Consider the following 18,079-nt stretch of genomic DNA (forward strand, 5'->3'; position numbering starts at 1 on the left):
TTTAAATTTGTGTGATAGAATTCTCATTTTCGCCCCCAACAACGACGCATCGAATCATGAAATTCCCAGGCCAACGTAAGTCTAAGCATTATTTCCCTGTACATGCCCGTGATCCCTTGCTTGTCCAAGCGAGTGAACAACGTAAGCTAAAACGCCCTCATGTTATTGGTATTGATCAGACCCTAGTTGATATCGAAGCTAAGGTTGATGATGCGTTTTTGGCTAAGTATGAATTGAGTAAAGGCCATTCATTAGTGATTGATGACAAGCGCGCCGAAGCCTTGTATCAAGAACTAAAAGAAAACAACATGATTAGCCACGAGTTTGCAGGGGGTACGATTGGTAACACACTGCACAACTACTCGACGTTGGCCGATGATAAATCAATATTGCTTGGTGTGATGAGCCGCGATATTACAATCGGTAGCTATTCATACCGCTATTTGTGTAATACATCTAGCCGTATGGATCTGAATTACCTCCAAGCGGTTCAAGGGCCAATCGGCCGTTGCTACGCCCTTATTAGCGAAGAAGGTGAACGAACTTTTGCGATCAGCGAAGGCTTGATGAACCAACTGTCGCCAGAATCTATTCCTGAACACATTTTCAAAAACGCCTCCGCATTGGTGCTGACCGCTTACCTAGTACGTTGTAAAGAGGGCGATCCAATGCCTGAAGCAACGATGAAAGCGATCGAGTACGCGAAAAAATATGACGTGCCAGTGGTTATGACCATGGGTACAAAATACGTGATCCAGAATAACCCACAATGGTGGCGTGAATTCCTGGCAGAGCACGTATCAGTGGTCGCCATGAATGAAGAAGAAGCAGAAGCACTGACGGGTGAGTCAGATCCGCTTCTTGCCGCAGACAAAGCCCTTGAGTGGGTCGACATGGTGCTTTGTACCGCAGGACCTATTGGTCTATACATGGCGGGTTACACCGAAGACAGTGCGAAGCGTGAAACAACGTTGCCATTGTTACCGGGCCCAATTGCAGAATTCAACATGTACGAATTCAGCCGCCCAATGATGAAAAGAGATTGCGATACCCCGTCCAAGGTATATTCGCATATTGCCCCATACATGGGTGGCCCAGAGCGCATCAAAAACACCAACGGTGCTGGTGATGGCGCACTGTCAGCTGTGCTTCACGATATGTCAGCAAACCGTTACCACCGTGATAACGTGCCAAACTCTAGCAAACACAGTTTCCAATACCTGACTTACAGCTCGTTCTCGCAAGTGTGTAAGTACGCTAACCGTGTAAGCTATGAAGTATTGGCGCAGCATTCCCCGCGCTTGTCGCGTGGTCTTCCTGAGCGGGAAGATAGTCTAGAAGAGGCTTACTGGGAACGCTAATCTCTTCGTCCTTGGCTCTGATACTGCGTTGGCTGCGCTCACTGACTCCGGTCACTTAGTGAACTAAGCTCCCAGAGATCCATTTGCTTGCCGCCTTGTCTCAGCAACAATGACATTGAGATTTCTCAGACATAAAAAAACCGCCGTTATGGCGGTTTTTTTATTGTTGCTAAGTCAGCTTTTTCACCCAAGCAGTAGTTGCGCGAACCAAGGTACTAAACAGTACATCGAAGGATGCTTTGGGCTGGTGGACGGGGTCATCTATATCACCTTGACCAATCCATTGCCCTAAAAGCATTGTTTTGCCTCTTGATCCAGGAGAAAGCAGAGCGACTTCATCGACGTGTTCGTGTGACATCACTAAGATTAAGTCAAACTGACCGCATAATTCTGGAGTGAGTTGTCGAGCAGAATGCCCAGAGATGTCAAAGCCATGCTCTGCACACACTCCTTGAGAGTGTTGGTGCGCTCTCGCACTCAACAAATTGCTAGACGCAACCATGGTACCGGCTGATTCGATGACGTGATTAGGTAGATTCGCTTTCAGCAGTGCCTCTGCGACCGGTGATCGGCAGATGTTAGCAGTACAAACAACTAGAATACGATTAAACATGCTCAGTGCTCTCGACATAGTGTTTGCTGCGTTGAGATGAACCTATTGTTACCAATTTACCTGTTGCCGGTAAGACCGCACTCGCGTTGGCGAGGAACAGAATCAATATAAATGTCAGCGCGTTGGCCATAGGCTGAAGATTAAAATCGACACTAATGTGGATAAGCATCCCTATGATAGACATGATGCAACCTAGTGCGATCCCTTTCATTGTTTTACTGTGTCGTGTTCTGATTGTTGAAAAGGCACGCCATAAAGCGTAAAGCACGACAATACCTAGCAGAAGTGTCGCCGGAATACCCGCTTCAACCATAAATTGAACATAGTCATTATGCGCGTGGTCGTAGAATCCAATGTCTGCTTTTGAATACATCGGAAAAATTGTATAAAAGCTTGCCATGCCCGTCCCTGTGAAAGGGAAGTCCTTAATAATATCAAGCGACCAAATGACGACTTGGTCTCGAGACTCCGCACCGAGAGAGGTTTCGACGAGACGTTGTTTGACATTCTCTAGACCAAACAACGCGCCAACAACGATAGTGTCTATCGCAATAACACTGCCAACCAAAGCGGTTAACGCGCGAGGTTTGTTCTTATAAAAAACAAGCGCGATGATCCCACCGATAGCGGTCGCTGCGAAAAAAGCCGTATTTCCCATGCGAGAGCGTGTCATGACGAGCGCGATAACCATGATAACGAGACACAAACGTATGTACATTTTCCGGCTTAAAATGCCTTCTAATAGCCGTTTTATGAAGACAAAGCGCGAGTCAGAAGGACTAGTGTGTAGTTGAGTAACAATTAAACCTAAGCCCATACATAATGCCATCATGAGATAATTGGCTAAGTGGTTTTTATAGACAAATGAGCCTGTTGCAATCCCTTTCTCGGTAAAGCCAAATACTGGACTTTCTGTGATATCAAGCAGGACCACCATTGCTGCATAGAAAGCTTGCAGGGTGCCGCTTATCACGATCATCATCACGACTTGCTTAAGTCTCTTGCTCGAATTAACGAGAAAAATGGCATTAAAAACCAGCATGGTGTAGGCAATGCCTTTAAATAGCGAAGCTAACGTCATTCGCGAATCTAAGGAAATAAACCCTTCTGGCGCACCGACAAGCTGGTATATTTCAGCGCTTTTGCTTGAAAGGATCGATAACCATTCCCAGTGTATTGGTAGTGTTTGAACAAACACCCACAGTTGAAATGTCATGAGACCGAAAAGCAGTGTTTTGTATTGCTTTAGTGGTTCAAAAGGTAGGTTTCCACGATAAGCGATAATCAGCATTATCGATTGAAGTGCTATCCATATTTCGGCTATAGACCAAGCCCAGTCCCTGTTGCTACCAAGCGGAATTGGCAACCAAACTATAAGTGCAAGAAGGGAGTAGAAAGAGAGTTTTTCAAACGTTGCCATACAAATCGCTCAGAATGCGAATACAAAAAAAGCCCAACAAGTGATGGGCTTTAAAAACAAATACCGAGAGCATATCGGTTAATTTGGTGAGATGACATTCTCACCACCGCCACCTTGGCCACCCACTGCCGGAGCAGAAGGGGGAGCAGGGCCGACTGCAGCAGTTTGTATACCTGCAGCGGTCGCTTCTGCGATTTGAGTCGGATCGACCCCTGCCAACAGAGCTGCAGTTGTAATGTTTTCGCTTGCAACTCCTGCATCACGTGCAACTTGCGCGATTTCCAATGCGCTATCCGGCGCCGCTGTCATTGCTGCTTGAACTGCCAACTGAGGGTCAACCCCTTCAATGTCCAACAAAAGCGTTAAAATTTCGACAGCCAGCTCTGCATTCTCAAACAAGACGCTTTGGTAAGTTTCCTCAGTCGGAACATCACCAAGTTGCGACACGATAGCGTCACGTTGTTCGTCGCTTTCGAATGCAAATGCCATCGAAGACAAGGCTAAGGTTGTCACACCAAAAATGGTGGTTGTAATTTTCATGATTATTCCTTGAAAGTGGTTTCAAGAGTCTGATTTAAAGACTATATCAAAGTTAAGATGATAAAAAGTGGGTATGGCGATACTAGAAAAACGCAATCAGCGAAACGCTTTTGTTTTTGAATGAACCGTCGCAATTGCACTGCAAAAAAATGTACCAGAAAGCACACCCAAAACATTTACGGTCATATCTAACCAAGAGAAGTGACGTGAAGGTATGAGCGACTGGATAGACTCATCCAGCGCAACCAACGCCAATACGAAAAGCGTAGTGAATGGTAACCCAAGGCAAAGATTCCGCTGTGTTGTAAGTCTACAAAGCATACCCAATAAAAGTGCGCCACAAAGATGGAGATAGATAGCTCCGCCAACCATGAGTTCAGTTGCGCGTACCTGATTCCCCAAAATTCCGAAAGATTTAAGAGTAGAGGCACTGCCAAAGAGAAGTACTAAAAAAATCAGTGTTAAAAATGGACCCTTTGAAATATTAGCCACAAGCTTCCACCTGAATTTGGTTGAATGTTAGTAAATTACAAATTCGTCGCTTGCCTTTTGAATAGATGATCATCTGGTTGAGGGCGGGCCGGTAGCGCCACACTGACGAGATAGATAAGAGGTTTTGCAATGAGAGTAACCTAAAGTCTTGTTCAAGAAGTTCCCAGTTTGAGAATCCGAAATTAATTTGAGCTAGCTTCGTCGAAGGGCGGTAGGGACCAAATTTAGATGACAGCAAAAGCAATTCTTGTTTGGACCTGTTTTTGTGACTTTCTCCATTGAGGCTCGCGAGCTCGGAGTAGCTAGGCGACCAAGTTGGACGAAGCCAAGTACTTTTTTCCAATAAGAATTTAGTTCTATCTGTAGTCAATGATGTATTCAAGAACGCGTTCCATTGGGAGAGTTTTGCACTCGTTGTATAGTCATGGGCGTTAGCGCAAGGAGTGTTGATGAGTGAACTAGAAAGCTGTTGGAACAATTGAGATTCAAAAGTTTCAACATTTCGCTGTTGTAAATTTTCGATTAAATTGCGCGCTGCCAATCGATACAGGGAATTATGGAGCTGTGTGGAAGCAAAGACCAGAACCCCTAAACTTGTACAAACAATTAGTGCCGTCAAGACAGTGTTTTTCATTGTAATCTCTAATTTAGCGATAACGAAACTGAGGTCCTCATCGAGATTGTAGTGAACTAATCACTGCCAAAAAGATCTCTTGTGTATACCTTATCAGCGACATCTGCCAATTCAGGAGCCATACGGTTAGAAATGATGACGTCTGACTTGGACTTAAATTCAGAAAAATCTGTGATTACTTCGGAATGGAAAAACTCTTTGTCCTTTAATACGGGCTCATAAACAACGACCTCTATACCCTTTGCCTTTATACGTTTCATTATCCCCTGAATAGATGAAGCTCTGAAGTTGTCGGACCCAGACTTCATAATTAGACGATAGATTCCAACTACACGAGGTTTTCTAGTAAGGATCGATTCTGCGACAAAATCCTTTCGTGTTGAATTCGCATCTACAATTGCCCTGATCATGTTATTTGGTACGTCTTGATAGTTTGCGAGAAGTTGTTTCGTGTCTTTTGGCAAACAGTAACCACCGTAACCGAAAGACGGATTGTTATAGTGACTTCCTATTCGCGGGTCCAACCCCACGCCTTCTATGATTTGGCGCGCATCAAGACCATGTGCCTCTGCATAGGAATCTAATTCGTTAAAATATGCCACCCGCATTGCTAGATATGTATTGGAAAATAGTTTAACAGCCTCTGCTTCGGTTGAGTCAGTAAAAAGAACATCGATATCCGTCTTCTCGGCGCCTTCGATCAAAAGGTTGGCAAAAGTTTCTGCGCGTGCACTGCGCTCACCGACAATAATGCGTGAAGGATAAAGGTTGTCATGAAGTGCTTTACCCTCCCGTAAAAACTCAGGAGAGAAAATGATATTGTCGCATCCGAATTTTTCCTTTACGCGTTTTGTATAACCAACAGGAACTGTAGATTTAATGATCATGGTTGCGTTCGGGTTGATTGATATTACATCGTGAACTACAGCTTCAACAGTTGTTGTATCGAAGTTATTGGTATCTGCATTATAGTCGGTTGGGGTTGCAATAATAACAAAATGAGCACCGCGATAGGCATCTTCTTTGTCTAAAGTTGCACGGATATTAAGTTTCTTATTTTTAAGGAAATGCTCGATTTCATTATCTGCTATTGGTGATATTCTGTCATTGAGCAATTCCACTTTTTCCTTGACTATATCTAAGGAAACGACTTCGTTATTCTGAGCTAGCAAAATGGAATTGGAGAGGCCTACGTAGCCTGTTCCTACAACAGCAATTTTCATATCTTTCCTACATAAAAAGTTAGTAACAAGGGTGCTTATTGCATGAGTAATAAATAAAGAAACTCAAGGAGATTGAGGCCTAAAAAACAGGCCTCATAGTAGGAGTTAAATTGTGTCGATTTTGGTTACCTTAAAGTACTAGAACGGTAAGAGTTATTCAAAAGCCAACTTGGCAATTCTGATTGTGGCACTTTACCGTCTTGCGAAATATTGGTTTGATGATAGGAATGCTGATTCCAAATACGAGTAGCGTTGAGCCATTGACTGTCTTCGGATTCAAATGCTCGAACTCCTGAATCATTACCGTATTTTTGGTCAAAATTATTAGCTACTAAAATCAACTCAGCATTATTGTCACCTTCAAGGTCTACTACAATAGGGTACTCATAAAGTGTTCCACTAGAATTGGGTATGACTAGACGCTCTTTACCCGTATTGCCATCCAATATAGTCACATTATATTGATCTTGAGCGATGACCTCATCGAGACCATCGCTATCAAAATCGTAGGCAGATACACCAACTTTATAGCTAATATCTTCAATAGCATAGGTCCATACAATGTTACCTGAAACATCATACATACGAACATTATCGCTAGAAGAAGAAACAATACCTAACTTAGAATATTCGAGAAAGCTAGAAATTGCTTGAACACCACCACCTTGCTTTGTCAAATCTTCAACTTGCCATTTGAGTGTACCATCGTGTTCATATACAGATAAAAGTTGATGAGAGTCTGAATTTCTTCCAGGAATAGAAGTTACAAATTCTGGTTCATTGTCGTCATCTAAATTTGCGACTGCAGAGAACCAAAAATCGTCATGCTTTACATCAGACCACAATATGTCCCCGAACTTATTATATAATGTAGCATTAGCAAAAACTTCCATATCACCATCTAAGTCATGGTCCAAAGCGATTGGGTCAGGGCCCCAAGATTCGAACTTATACATGAAACCATTTTGGTAGGAATAGACACCATTGGTTAGAAGAATTTCAGGATTTGAATCTGCATCGATATCAGCTACGGCCATATTTCTGACACCAGCCCATTTTATAGTGTCCTTTAACTCTCCTGTGTTACTGACGACGTAGGCGGCTCGTTTAGATTCGTACCCAACAATGATATCTACTATGCCGTCGTTATCAACGTCCGCAATAGCTGGTGAGAATCGAGCATCGGCCAATATGGCACCACTATGATAGTTCCATATATCAGTGCCGTCTTTACCGCTGATCGCTCTTAATACTCCTGTTTTGTACGCGTGTTTTTTAAAGCTGACAAAGACTACGTCTGCTATGTCTTTATTGTTAATTTTTCCGTCATTATTGTCATCATTAAGTTGCCCGGTAACTGGTGTCATGATGACTTGGTCGAATTCAGGCATAAAGCTACTCGATTTCCAATGCCATTTTAGCTTGGCAGATATGGGCTCAGGTTGAAAAGGAAGAGTGCCAGTAAATGCTTCAAAACCTAAATACATAGAGCCTTGCCAGCTATTAGCGACAATACCTACGTAAGAAGAACCTGAAGGTGCTGTAATATCTGCTCTAGGAGCCAAAACCATGCCCTCTAACGCTACACCAGATATAGACAGAGAAGTGGCTTCATGGATGTTGAATATGGTTTTTTGGCGGTGAGGTGTGAAGTCAGACAAGCTAATGTTGCTCAAGGGGCTAAAGTTATCTTTACTTCCACTGATGTTAACGATGATAGTCGAATTTTCAGGAGCACAACTGAGTGCTAGGGTATGTGCCTGTTCTAATTCAAAACCATCAATATTAAAAACTTGAATGTCGCTATTACAGTCTCCAGTTAAATAAATTCCGCCCCACTTTTGGGTCACGGTACCGGTGTTTTCTTCTTCACTCAGACCGTGCGAGTAATCAATATAGGTGCTCTGAAGGTCGGTGAAATCAATGGGCAATTTAGCGTTTCCATTGATTGTTGCACCCTCAGAAAGTCCGAGACCAATTGATTCAGATACGTTGGATATATCACCTTCAACAATAACACTACCCTGATATACACGTCCCCCAGCGTAGGATAGGTCACCGCCAACTATTAGTGAATATTCATTTTCTGGGAAGTCCACATCTTCAAGCATAACACTATAGCCATTGAGATATGCATTATTGCTGATAGCAAGTGGACCCATACTTGCTGAATGTGGGGAAGTGAAGTTTCCGAATACTAAAGCGCTATAATCATTAGTTATCGCGACCGTGTTAGTGCTTAACAACATCAATGTCATGCTGAGTGTTTTCTTCATTGAAATCCCTTAAATGAAATTATTAATATGGACTGCTAAAACTTAATGTTATTGATATAGTAACAGTCATTTTCTGTTTGAATATTACATGGATAATAGTAGGGCGGAGTCTAAAGACTAAAGTTTTGTAACAGATAATATTGGAAGACAAATAAACTTGTGATGACCAATACGCTCCCTATTAGAGGCTTTGGTAATTATGAGTTAATGACTGTTTTTAGAAATTCAACGAGTTGGCTTTCAGAATGTTGATTATTACTCGGTAGTGAGGTTAGCGACATGGCCATCTGATAGGCAGACTCTAAAGATTCCATAGAATCAAATTCAAATACATGGTCCCAATCTTTTACCCATTCTTTTGTTGCGATTTGATGGTCATTTCGAGTTTCTTTGAGTGAACCTTCTCGAGCCATTATTAATAACGGCTTTCCTATCTCCAAACAGGTTAATATGGTACCCATACCCGCATGTCCGATGACCACATCAGCCTGTTCGATTTTTTGTTGGAATTCATTGGGAGGAAAATCTTCATTACAGGTTATATAATCGAACTGTTGTGACGAACGACCGATCTGGGCGACAATATTCTTGAGAGAGTTTTCTTTCGCCCATTGATTGACGATGTCAATCATTCTATCAAAAGGCATTTGTGATCCTACTGTGACAAATATCATAAACAATTGCCCTTAAATGTGTGGTTTTGAGAGCCTAGGTGCTCCCACTGAGTAAGGCAATGTTCAACATGTCTGGAAACTTTTTCTCCTGACAAAGAGATTTTCTCAACGTTAGCAATACTATCTACCCAGATTGTTTTTGCACGGAACAGTCGCCCTAGACGTAAAGCAAAATATCCTGGAGCTGCGCCAGTGGAAATCACGATGTCCGGTCTCTCTTTTATGACAATAATAAGGAGTTGGAAGAATAAAATAACCAATCCAAACTTATCCCATCGAGTTGCATCTCTAACCGTATAAAAATTAGATCCCTCTGGGATATCTGATTTATAGTCGGCCTTTACTGTAACATATACTTGATGCTGACCTTTGAATGCATTTTGTAAGCGTCGTAATTGAACCCAATGACCGCCACCTGATGCTACAGCAAGAATTTTTTTTGGTTTCATTAATACTCTTCCGATGAATAGATTTTGAGAAGCGCACGATTTACAGATTTGCTGTTGAACTGTTCACTAGCTCTGTTAGCGGCATTGTTGATGTAAGTTTTTTTTATATCTGGGTGTTGCAGTAGCATCTTTATGGCATTTGCAAGTTCAAGCTGGTCCTTAGGTGGAATTAGCAAGCCATCATGTCCATTTTTTAATATGTCAGGTATTCCGCCTACTGAAGTAGCTATAACAGCCACACGATTTGCCATTGCTTCGAGAACACCAATTGGAAGGCCTTCAAAATATGAAGGTAATACAAAAATATCTGATTCTAGGAGAAGTTTCTCTTTAGTGCTGCCCTCTACCCATCCAGTCAAACGGACTATATCGGAAAGATCTTTTTCATGACACAGTTGAGAGACGTGTTCAATGTCGCCATCTCCAGCCAGTATTAATTTGAATTCAAAGCCTTGCTTTTTTAATAACGCACATGCATCGATCAGCTCATATAGGCCCTTAGTTCTCCTAAGTCTGCCTAAAAATAGAATTTGATTTGAATTCTTATTGTAGTTAGCATCTATTCTATCTACAGGATTACTAACTACCCTAACATTTGCATTAGGTGATATATCCTTAATAATACCGCCCCAATATTCTGTCAAGGCAATGACGACGTCCACCTGTTCTAAAAAATTGCAAATAAATTTTTGTACAGATGGACTTTTAGATAAATAGAAATTCTTAAACTCTCCACTATGGAGGTGAAAGATTGTTTTTACGCCGAAAAAACGTGATAATTTTAGAATTACTACTTTCCGCCAAAAACTACCCCGGGAAGCGGAGTGAACGTGAACACAACCTACCGAGTCAGAAATCAGTAACTTGAATAGTGAAGTTAGACAATGAATGAATTTCAAAATCATTGAAAGCTTGTTTGGTTTATCATATGAAGCGAGATATTTGATATCAGCTTCTTCAAAAAAACCACTTTTCTTATAGGTGTTGGCGACAGAAGAAATTCCGCCAGGGGCCGACAATTCACTACCTACCATTACGACATATTTTTTAGTCATGGTGTGAAATTTCCATATAACTTTTTACCATCGATTTGTAAGAGAAATCGGTTGTGACTTTTTCTCTAGCATTATTACCCAGTTGGTCATTATTTCTTGATATTACTAACTCCATTTTTTCAGCCAATGATTTAGGGTTAAGAGGCTCAAATAGAAAACCGTTGATATCTTCATCGACCATTTCTGGTGCGCCACCGACGTTTGTTATTAGTACAGGTAGTGAAAGAGACATGGCTTCGAGAGTGGCATTTGAAAATGTCTCGCTTTCAGATGCCAACAAAAAGCAGTCACTAGCTAGAAGATAGGGGCGACAGTCATTAACTTGTCCTATAAATTTAATATTCTCTGCGACGTTATTTATCTTCGCTTTTACTTTTAGAGTTTCTTTATACTCCTTCGATGAACCGCCAACGAACAAGCACGCAACATTGATACCATTTTTCTTTAAATACTCACAAGCTTCAATAATATCGATGTGGCGTTTTTCGATTCTTAACTGTGCAACAGTGCAAAAAGTGAAATCAAACCCTTCAATCGCCAAATTGTCACGTGTAAATGTTACTTCATCTGAACTAACATTAGTATTTGAGAACCTATCAGTGTCAACCCCATTATATATGACACTACTAGGTATACGGCCCAGTAAGTATTTTCTATTCCATATTGTCATCTGACTCTGTGCGCCAAATACAATATGATCTGAGAGGGAAAGAATCAGGCGGTATATCAACATCTGAAACTTCTTTTTAAAACATTCAAAGTATGTTGTGTTGGTCAATGAAACCATTCGCAACTTTTTGCCAAGTGAGAGTTTAGGAATGAAAGCAAAAACTAGTGGGTACATGTTGACTGTAAAAATAGTCTCAATGCGCTTTCTAATTATATAATCGTAAGACTTACGCAGGGCTATAAAAATACTATCTCCCTGACCCCTTAACTTTATGACATCAATGGATTCATCTATATGTCCCTGTAATTCACTAGAGCCTGATATATATATAATACTCACACTCCAGCCTTTTTCTGAGATCCTATTGGCGATGTTAATGATTTTACGTTCACTGCCTCCGATGGAAAGGCTGTTCAAAAGGAATGCAATTTTCAATACCAAGTCCTATTACTTTGAAGATGAAACCAACTAACGCAGAATAAAACCCACATGAAATTATTCTGTTTTACAAATCCACCTCCGCTAAAGCTGTAGATGATTAAAAAAACAATTATTAGGAAGAAAAATAAATAAGATTTGTTTCGTTCAATATAAAATTTTCTAAATCCCATTGATAGAGAGTGAATCAGTATTGCTATGTAAATTGTCGTACCTAAATATCCTAGCTCCAACCAGATATCTACAAATCCATTATGTGCATGCCCTAGGTTATAATAATATTCATCCATTAAGTAATAAGCACTATTGTATTCACCCCAAAATACACCACCAAAACCATGTCCAGTCCAGTGACGCAAAGAAGCATGATAAAGAGCTTCCCAGAGCAGAGTTCTACCAGAACCAGTCATGTCCTTATTGAAAACCTCTGTAATTACCCAAGGTAGAATATAGATTCCAAATAGCACAATCACGATAGTAGATAGGACAAAAATTACTTTCATACCATGATGTATCTTGGTGCTCTGTAGATATAGGCATGAGTATAAAATTACAGGGCAAGATACAAGTAGTATCAAGGCTGTAGAAGAACCAGACATCACAGTGCACAAGATTGAAATTAGAAGAAGACCAAGCACTTTAACGCTATATTTTTTGTCAATTATTGATAGACAAAGAAGTGCCAAGACCAAAATCACCATAAATCTTCCCAAGTGATTCTTGAATCCATAAACACCTTTCCATAGGCCAAAATGCGCCGCATTAGATTCACTACCATGTATTCCAATGCTAGGTATAAAAAGCGCTAAAAAGAGTGAAACCAATGCTCCAATACCGAGCGTAATCGTAATTAGCTTTAGGAATTTCTTTGGAGGGAAATATAAATAAATTCCGTAGGAAACAACAAGGGTTCCAAACATGGCAATGCTTCTAGTAAAGGTCTTTGAAGGTATATCCGACCACATGACAGAGGCGAACATTAACATGACAAAGACCAAGAGGTATCTAGATTCGTAAAAAAAACCACCTAGACTAAATTTCCTTATGATTAATATTGTAGATATTATATATATTATTAATGCAACAAACTGAAAAGATGAGCTTGATCCAATACCTTCTTCTTTTTCAAGGATGAAATTGAAACTTCTTGAGAGGAAAAGACAGGTAAGTAGGAAATATAACTGGATAAGAGTGACTTTTCTTATTTCCAAGATGGCTTAACCCATGGTTGAATTCGTTGATTTTTCAAAACTTACTTACTTCACATTGGATTGTAGGTTTTTATACAATTTTAGTGTCAGTTCTGATATCACTTCTTCATCAAAACTCTCTACCATTTCTCTATTTCCTAATCGATAAGTAATGTCACGACCGGAGATATATTCGAAAATTTTATCGGCCCAATTTTCATCATCACCTTCAATAACGCCCTCAAATCCAAGGTCTCGAAGTTCATTAAAACAACCTACAGGAGACATGAATGTATGATTACCTGAAGCTAAAGCTTGTATTACGGACACTCCAAATCCTTCGTCTTTAGAAGGAAATATATAGAGGTCGCTTGTAGAAAGGTAGCTTTCAACATTGTCAACATGACCTGTAAATTTAATATCCAAATCCAATTTTTTTGCAGTATCACAAATCTCTTGATAGTAATCATCGTTCAAGTAAGGGCCAATAAGGATAACTGCCATTTTTGTATTGAGCTTTTCCTCCAGTAACTTGGCTATTCTAATTGTTGATAACTGATTCTTCCTATCTGATATCTTCCCAATTTGGGATATCACAATTTTGTCTTTTCCAATATGCATTTTTTCTCTTGGTTCATTTCTTTTCTCGTGGCTAAACTTATCTAGATTCACACCTCGATTTATTGGAAAACCTGCAAATTCCCTTGAATGGTTTCTGATGTCTGATGATATAAATACTGCAGCATCCGATAATTTCCAAGATAGGTTGAGTAGAAATCCCATTTTGTAGTTGGAGAATGAGTTTGGGTCATCATGACCAACAAGTGTCGGCTCCTGAACTATTTTTTTTCCTAACAATCTAGCTATTGCTGTTATTAGGAATATGCCCTTTGGCGTTGATTTAAAATGGACGATATCACACCATCGTAAATGGTTAATGAAACTAAACACATTTAGTACCTGAGTGATGGTTAGTAGTTGCCGATTCCTTAGTTTTGTTTTGTACCTATAATATCTTAGTCCTTCATCTATGCCGGTTCGATCAATACTGCTTTCTAGCGCCAATACTCTATGCGAAAACTTGTTCGCGCAATACGGAAGGAAGTTGTGCAAGTTGATCCCTGCACCCGCTTTTTCTGGATATATCTTTTGAATTATATATAGGACTTTAAGGTCGTCTTTAGCGTTTGACATCATCTACTTCTATTGAGGTGAGTTTAACTACTAGAATGTTTAGCATGAATATTATTAGTGAAATTAGAGATATAAGGATAAAGAAATTACCAGGGGCAGATTGGCCATTGAGACATATAGCAGCCACACCTATCCTTGAAGAAAGATTAAGTATCTCCAAATAGAATAGGTTTTTGGTTTTCTTTAATGAAAGTAAATATGGTATTGTTGCAGTGTTTGATATCTGGCTGAATGAAATTATCAGTATAGGTATTAGATATTCACTCCCGTCAACCCATTCTTTTGCTGCCTCAAGTGTCATCGCCATCTGCGTTAAATAGAAAGCTACTATTGAGTAAACCGATGCAAACATAACCAAGAACAGAACGTGCCAATAATAAGTGCCTGATTTTAATTTTTTAGTGTTGCTGTAGTATCGTATCAATACGGGACGTAGTGACTGCATTATTATTATGGCTGGCGTTCTTATAATCTTATCAAATAGGAAGTATGCTCCAATTACAGAGGCGGGATATAGTAACGCACCTGCTATTATTGGGATTTGCTGTGATATAACGTTCAGGCATGCATTAGGTACAGAGTATCTATAAATATATTCAAACTCTTTGTGTCTCTTTAATGAGTTTAATATTCTATTTTTTCTTGGTTTATATTTTATGTCATACTTAATTTTTACGTAAAGATATATAATGACATGTGAACAAATGAAAGATAGTATGATTCCTGAATGAAAATCTTTAAGTAGGTATAGTAGGGATACAAATGCTGTTGCTTTTATGATTTTCGATTTCGATATTAAGTCAAACTTGCATCCATATGTTAAGATTGAATTACTAACATTAAAAATTGTTAGTGAAATCGATCCAAGGTAGATTACAGTAAGTGATACGCCAATTTCAATCTTAAGTTTATCGACTGTAAAAGGTAAAATTGAGAAATATATCACTGTCAAACAGAGCGAAGACGTGATGATTATATCTAATAATTTTAGTACTTCGTTTCTTCTCTTTGCTTTAGATATCCCTTGTTCTAGTCGTAGTGAAGTAAATATTGAAATGATCACTATGTAGGAAGAGAAAATAGCATATGTACCTACGGCCTCTTGGCTATAGTACAAACCAAGAATAAATGTTGAAGTAAACATAATGCCTTGCGCAATAATGTTTCCACTTAGTATTTGAATTATTCCTTTTAAGTACATTTATACATCTTACATTGTTCCTCATCCACTCTTGGAACGATACAAATAATTGGTTAATGACTCTGGTTTTAGTTTGTGATGTGTTGAATATAATCGCGCGGTGTGTGTAGTGTCGAATTTATATTTATTGACTTGTCGTTTTTTTCTTGATTATCACAAGGCGCCAGTAGCTGTATTGACGAAACTACCGGCACCATTAGTCGTATGTGATCGGTTTACAATCTTATATCAACAATTTCTTTGTCGAAGATATGTTTGAGGTCATACACAACAGACTCACTATTTTTCAAAGCACTCAAATCTGATGCGCTCATTTTCTTGAATTCATCATGTGCGACGGCCAAAATAATACCATCATATTTCCCATTGACTGGCTTTTCTACTAATGTGATATCGTATTCACTTCTTGCATCTTCAGCAGATACCCATGGGTCATATACATCGATATTGATACCGAATTCAGACAGTTCATCAATGATATCGACAACTTTCGTATTACGCAGATCTGGGCAGTTTTCTTTGAATGTTAGGCCCATGATAAGTACTTTAGCCTCGTTAACATGAATTTTTTTGCCCAGCATTGATTTTACTAACTGCCCTACTACATATCGTCCCATATTGTCGTTTATGCGGCGACCAGCGGTAATGATCTCTGGATGATATCCAATTGATTCTGCTTTGTGAGTAAGATAATAAGGATCTACACCAATACAGTGACCGCCAACGAGGCCAGGGCGAAAAGGTAGAAAGTTCCATTTGGTGCCTGCTGCCTCTAATACTTCGAGAGTGTCGATCCCCATTTTGTTGAAAATTATAGAAAGTTCATTAATTAATGCAATATTAACGTCTCGCTGTGTGTTCTCGATGACTTTAGCAGCTTCTGCAACGCGAATTGAACTCGCGCGATATGTGCCTGCCTTAATGACCTCTTTGTATAAATTGTCGACAACTATGGCGACCTCAGGATTTGATCCAGCAGTGACTTTAAGGATATTCGTAACCCGATGCTCTTTGTCTCCTGGATTTATCCTTTCTGGACTATAACCAGCGAAGAAATCTTGATTGAATTTTAGGCCTGATACCGATTCTAGTACCGGGACGCAATCTTCCTCTGTTGCGCCAGGGTAAACAGTAGATTCGTAGATAACCACATCACCTTTTTTCAGCACACCTCCCAGCATTTCACTTGCTTTAATTAGCGGTGTTAAGTCTGGTTTTTTAGCAGCGTCTATAGGTGTAGGTACTGTAACGATATAAGTGTTTGCTTCTTTCAGTGTTTCAACATCACAGGTGAATTTTAGTCCCTTAGCTGCTTCTAGTAGTTCAGGTTCGACCTCGAGTGTGTTATCTATACCTGACTGCAACTCTTTTATTCTATGTTTGCTAATGTCAAATCCAATAACGCTGCGCTCTTTGCCAAATTCAACAGCTAGTGGTAGACCTACATAACCTAGACCAATAACCGCCAACTTAAGTTCTTCATTACTATATTTCATTATATTACTCTAACTTATTTAAAATACTACTGAGCTATATACCAAGGCATCGCGAGATTCACACCATCGGCAATCCTAACTTCTGGTTGATATCCGATCATTTCTCTTGCCTTGGTAATGTCGGCTTGAGAGTGGCGCACGTCCCCACTTCTGAATTCTCGATAGATAGGGCTAATTTCATATTTATAATTGTTTTGTTTTAGCGAATTCTTGATTGAAGTAAATAATTCATTAAGTGTTGTTCTATCGCCAAGTGCTATATTGAAAATTTCATTTTTTTCTAGGTTAGAAGTGGCTGCCAGAATATTTGCTTGAATAACATTTTCAATGAAACAGAAATCACGGCTAGTCTCTCCGTCACCATTAATATATACGTTCTCACCTTTTAACATTGCATCAGTCCATTTTGGAATGACTGCAGCGTATGCGCCGTTAGCATCTTGCCTAGGACCAAATACGTTAAAATATCGCAGGCCGACTGACTTGAAGCCGTATGACTTCATAAATACATCTGCATATAATTCATTTACATATTTGGTAACAGCATATGGAGATAATGGCTTACCGATGTTGTTTTCAACCTTCGGTAATGCTGGGTGGTCTCCATAGGTAGAACTTGAAGCTGCATAAACGAAGCCTTTTACATTGCTGTCCTTTGAGGCAGTTATCATGTTCAGCATTCCAGAAATATTAACTTCATTCGTTGTTATAGGGTCGTGCAAAGATCTGGGAACTGAACCTAGAGCTGCTTGATGTAAGACATAATCTGTGTTCTTTACTACTTCCCTACATGTATCCAAAGAACATATATCCCCTTCATAAAATGAGAATCGGCTCCATTGCTCTTTAGATACATTACTTTTTACTTCTTCAAGGTTTTTTTTGTATCCGGTTGAAAAATTGTCCAACCCTGTAACATTTTGATTTAGCTTCAATAGAGTTTCAAGTAAGTTTGAGCCAATAAATCCAGCCACGCCAGTCACTAGCCACTTACAAGGATTTTCTGAAAGTTTGTTGCATATTTCTTCGTATTTAGTCACGAATATATTTCCTCGTGTTTTTTACTGCCCAAATGCAAATTGATGATTATATGTCTAAAGTTGTTTTATGTGTTTTAAGTGTTTTATGTGTTCTATGTGTTCTGGATTCATTT

17 protein-coding genes are annotated in these 18,079 nt (G+C 39.6%); 1 reads left to right on the forward strand and 16 read right to left on the reverse strand.

The genetic code is table 11. The features are described 5' to 3' along the window. Positions 1-56 precede the first annotated feature (56 nt). The gene (locus L4D06_RS01515) at positions 57-1,361 is read left to right on the forward strand and encodes an inosine/guanosine kinase (RefSeq protein WP_274163851.1); all 1,305 of its coding nucleotides are present in this window, start codon (positions 57-59) and stop codon (positions 1,359-1,361) included. A 169-nt stretch (positions 1,362-1,530) separates the two neighbouring features. On the opposite strand, the gene L4D06_RS01520 is transcribed toward L4D06_RS01515, so the two are convergent. The 16 genes from L4D06_RS01520 to L4D06_RS01595 form a co-directional block, all read right to left on the reverse strand. Beyond that, positions 1,531-1,974, reverse strand: a complete 444-nt coding sequence (locus tag L4D06_RS01520) for a low molecular weight protein-tyrosine-phosphatase (RefSeq protein WP_429737635.1) — start codon at positions 1,972-1,974, stop codon at positions 1,531-1,533. After that, on the reverse strand, positions 1,967-3,394 hold the full coding sequence (locus tag L4D06_RS01525; RefSeq protein WP_429737636.1) for an O-antigen ligase family protein: 1,428 nt from the start codon (positions 3,392-3,394) through the stop codon (positions 1,967-1,969). The genes L4D06_RS01520 and L4D06_RS01525 overlap by 8 nt, the downstream gene beginning before the upstream one ends. Positions 3,395-3,472: 78 nt before the next feature. Further along, complete coding sequence (locus tag L4D06_RS01530; RefSeq protein ID WP_274163848.1) at positions 3,473-3,934, reverse strand: hypothetical protein; 462 nt, start codon at positions 3,932-3,934, stop codon at positions 3,473-3,475. 96 nt (positions 3,935-4,030) lie between these two features. Beyond that, positions 4,031-4,426, reverse strand: a complete 396-nt coding sequence (locus L4D06_RS01535) for a VanZ family protein (protein ID WP_429737637.1) — start codon at positions 4,424-4,426, stop codon at positions 4,031-4,033. Then, on the reverse strand, positions 4,419-5,060 hold the full coding sequence (locus tag L4D06_RS01540; protein ID WP_429737638.1) for a hypothetical protein: 642 nt from the start codon (positions 5,058-5,060) through the stop codon (positions 4,419-4,421). The genes L4D06_RS01535 and L4D06_RS01540 overlap by 8 nt, the downstream gene beginning before the upstream one ends. A 56-nt stretch (positions 5,061-5,116) precedes the next feature. Then, complete coding sequence (locus L4D06_RS01545; RefSeq protein WP_429737639.1) at positions 5,117-6,283, reverse strand: nucleotide sugar dehydrogenase; 1,167 nt, start codon at positions 6,281-6,283, stop codon at positions 5,117-5,119. Between the two features lie 125 nt (positions 6,284-6,408). Next, positions 6,409-8,559 carry a choice-of-anchor A family protein gene (locus L4D06_RS01550; RefSeq protein WP_429737640.1) on the reverse strand — a complete coding sequence of 717 codons (2,151 nt, stop codon included), beginning with the start codon at positions 8,557-8,559 and terminating at the stop codon, positions 6,409-6,411. A gap of 197 nt (positions 8,560-8,756) precedes the next feature. Continuing rightward, complete coding sequence (locus L4D06_RS01555; RefSeq protein ID WP_429737641.1) at positions 8,757-9,206, reverse strand: glycosyltransferase; 450 nt, start codon at positions 9,204-9,206, stop codon at positions 8,757-8,759. Positions 9,207-9,229: 23 nt separating this feature from the next. Continuing rightward, on the reverse strand, positions 9,230-9,682 hold the full coding sequence (locus tag L4D06_RS01560; RefSeq protein WP_429737642.1) for a hypothetical protein: 453 nt from the start codon (positions 9,680-9,682) through the stop codon (positions 9,230-9,232). Beyond that, complete coding sequence (locus L4D06_RS01565) at positions 9,682-10,737, reverse strand: glycosyltransferase family 4 protein (RefSeq protein WP_429737643.1); 1,056 nt, start codon at positions 10,735-10,737, stop codon at positions 9,682-9,684. The genes L4D06_RS01560 and L4D06_RS01565 overlap by 1 nt, the downstream gene beginning before the upstream one ends. Next, on the reverse strand, positions 10,730-11,842 hold the full coding sequence (locus tag L4D06_RS01570; RefSeq protein ID WP_429737644.1) for a glycosyltransferase family 4 protein: 1,113 nt from the start codon (positions 11,840-11,842) through the stop codon (positions 10,730-10,732). Before L4D06_RS01570 ends, L4D06_RS01565 begins: the two co-directional genes overlap by 8 nt. Continuing rightward, positions 11,839-12,765, reverse strand: coding sequence for an O-antigen ligase family protein (locus L4D06_RS01575; RefSeq protein WP_429737645.1), 927 nt, complete (start codon positions 12,763-12,765; stop codon positions 11,839-11,841). Before L4D06_RS01575 ends, L4D06_RS01570 begins: the two co-directional genes overlap by 4 nt. 336 nt (positions 12,766-13,101) lie before the next feature. After that, on the reverse strand, positions 13,102-14,229 hold the full coding sequence (locus L4D06_RS01580; RefSeq protein ID WP_429737646.1) for a glycosyltransferase family 4 protein: 1,128 nt from the start codon (positions 14,227-14,229) through the stop codon (positions 13,102-13,104). Continuing rightward, complete coding sequence (locus L4D06_RS01585; protein WP_429737647.1) at positions 14,216-15,430, reverse strand: lipopolysaccharide biosynthesis protein; 1,215 nt, start codon at positions 15,428-15,430, stop codon at positions 14,216-14,218. The genes L4D06_RS01580 and L4D06_RS01585 overlap by 14 nt, the downstream gene beginning before the upstream one ends. A 215-nt stretch (positions 15,431-15,645) precedes the next feature. After that, positions 15,646-16,926, reverse strand: a complete 1,281-nt coding sequence (gene tviB, locus L4D06_RS01590; protein ID WP_429737648.1) for a Vi polysaccharide biosynthesis UDP-N-acetylglucosamine C-6 dehydrogenase TviB — start codon at positions 16,924-16,926, stop codon at positions 15,646-15,648. A 26-nt stretch (positions 16,927-16,952) separates the two neighbouring features. Next, complete coding sequence (locus tag L4D06_RS01595; protein WP_429737649.1) at positions 16,953-17,966, reverse strand: SDR family oxidoreductase; 1,014 nt, start codon at positions 17,964-17,966, stop codon at positions 16,953-16,955. Positions 17,967-18,079 lie beyond the last annotated feature (113 nt).

The sequence above is a fragment of the Enterovibrio makurazakiensis genome, from assembly GCF_050336585.1.
Classification (GTDB): domain Bacteria; phylum Pseudomonadota; class Gammaproteobacteria; order Enterobacterales; family Vibrionaceae; genus Enterovibrio; species Enterovibrio gelatinilyticus.

Excerpts from the sequence above, each read along its gene's own strand:
- L4D06_RS01540 (WP_429737638.1), bottom strand. The coding sequence starts at position 5,060 with ATGAAAAACACTGTCTTGACGGCACTAATTGTTTGTACAAGTTTAGGG.
- L4D06_RS01550 (WP_429737640.1), bottom strand. The coding sequence starts at position 8,559 with ATGAAGAAAACACTCAGCATGACATTGATGTTGTTAAGCACTAACACG.
- L4D06_RS01555 (WP_429737641.1), bottom strand. The coding sequence starts at position 9,206 with ATGCCTTTTGATAGAATGATTGACATCGTCAATCAATGGGCGAAAGAA.
- L4D06_RS01565 (WP_429737643.1), bottom strand. The coding sequence starts at position 10,737 with ATGACTAAAAAATATGTCGTAATGGTAGGTAGTGAATTGTCGGCCCCT.
- L4D06_RS01520 (WP_429737635.1), bottom strand. The coding sequence starts at position 1,974 with ATGTTTAATCGTATTCTAGTTGTTTGTACTGCTAACATCTGCCGATCA.
- L4D06_RS01575 (WP_429737645.1), bottom strand. The coding sequence starts at position 12,765 with ATGTTTGGAACCCTTGTTGTTTCCTACGGAATTTATTTATATTTCCCT.
- L4D06_RS01515 (WP_274163851.1), top strand. The coding sequence starts at position 57 with ATGAAATTCCCAGGCCAACGTAAGTCTAAGCATTATTTCCCTGTACAT.
- tviB (WP_429737648.1), bottom strand. The coding sequence starts at position 16,926 with ATGAAATATAGTAATGAAGAACTTAAGTTGGCGGTTATTGGTCTAGGT.
- L4D06_RS01585 (WP_429737647.1), bottom strand. The coding sequence starts at position 15,430 with ATGTACTTAAAAGGAATAATTCAAATACTAAGTGGAAACATTATTGCG.
- L4D06_RS01580 (WP_429737646.1), bottom strand. The coding sequence starts at position 14,229 with ATGTCAAACGCTAAAGACGACCTTAAAGTCCTATATATAATTCAAAAG.
- L4D06_RS01530 (WP_274163848.1), bottom strand. The coding sequence starts at position 3,934 with ATGAAAATTACAACCACCATTTTTGGTGTGACAACCTTAGCCTTGTCT.
- L4D06_RS01525 (WP_429737636.1), bottom strand. The coding sequence starts at position 3,394 with ATGGCAACGTTTGAAAAACTCTCTTTCTACTCCCTTCTTGCACTTATA.
- L4D06_RS01560 (WP_429737642.1), bottom strand. The coding sequence starts at position 9,682 with ATGAAACCAAAAAAAATTCTTGCTGTAGCATCAGGTGGCGGTCATTGG.
- L4D06_RS01545 (WP_429737639.1), bottom strand. The coding sequence starts at position 6,283 with ATGAAAATTGCTGTTGTAGGAACAGGCTACGTAGGCCTCTCCAATTCC.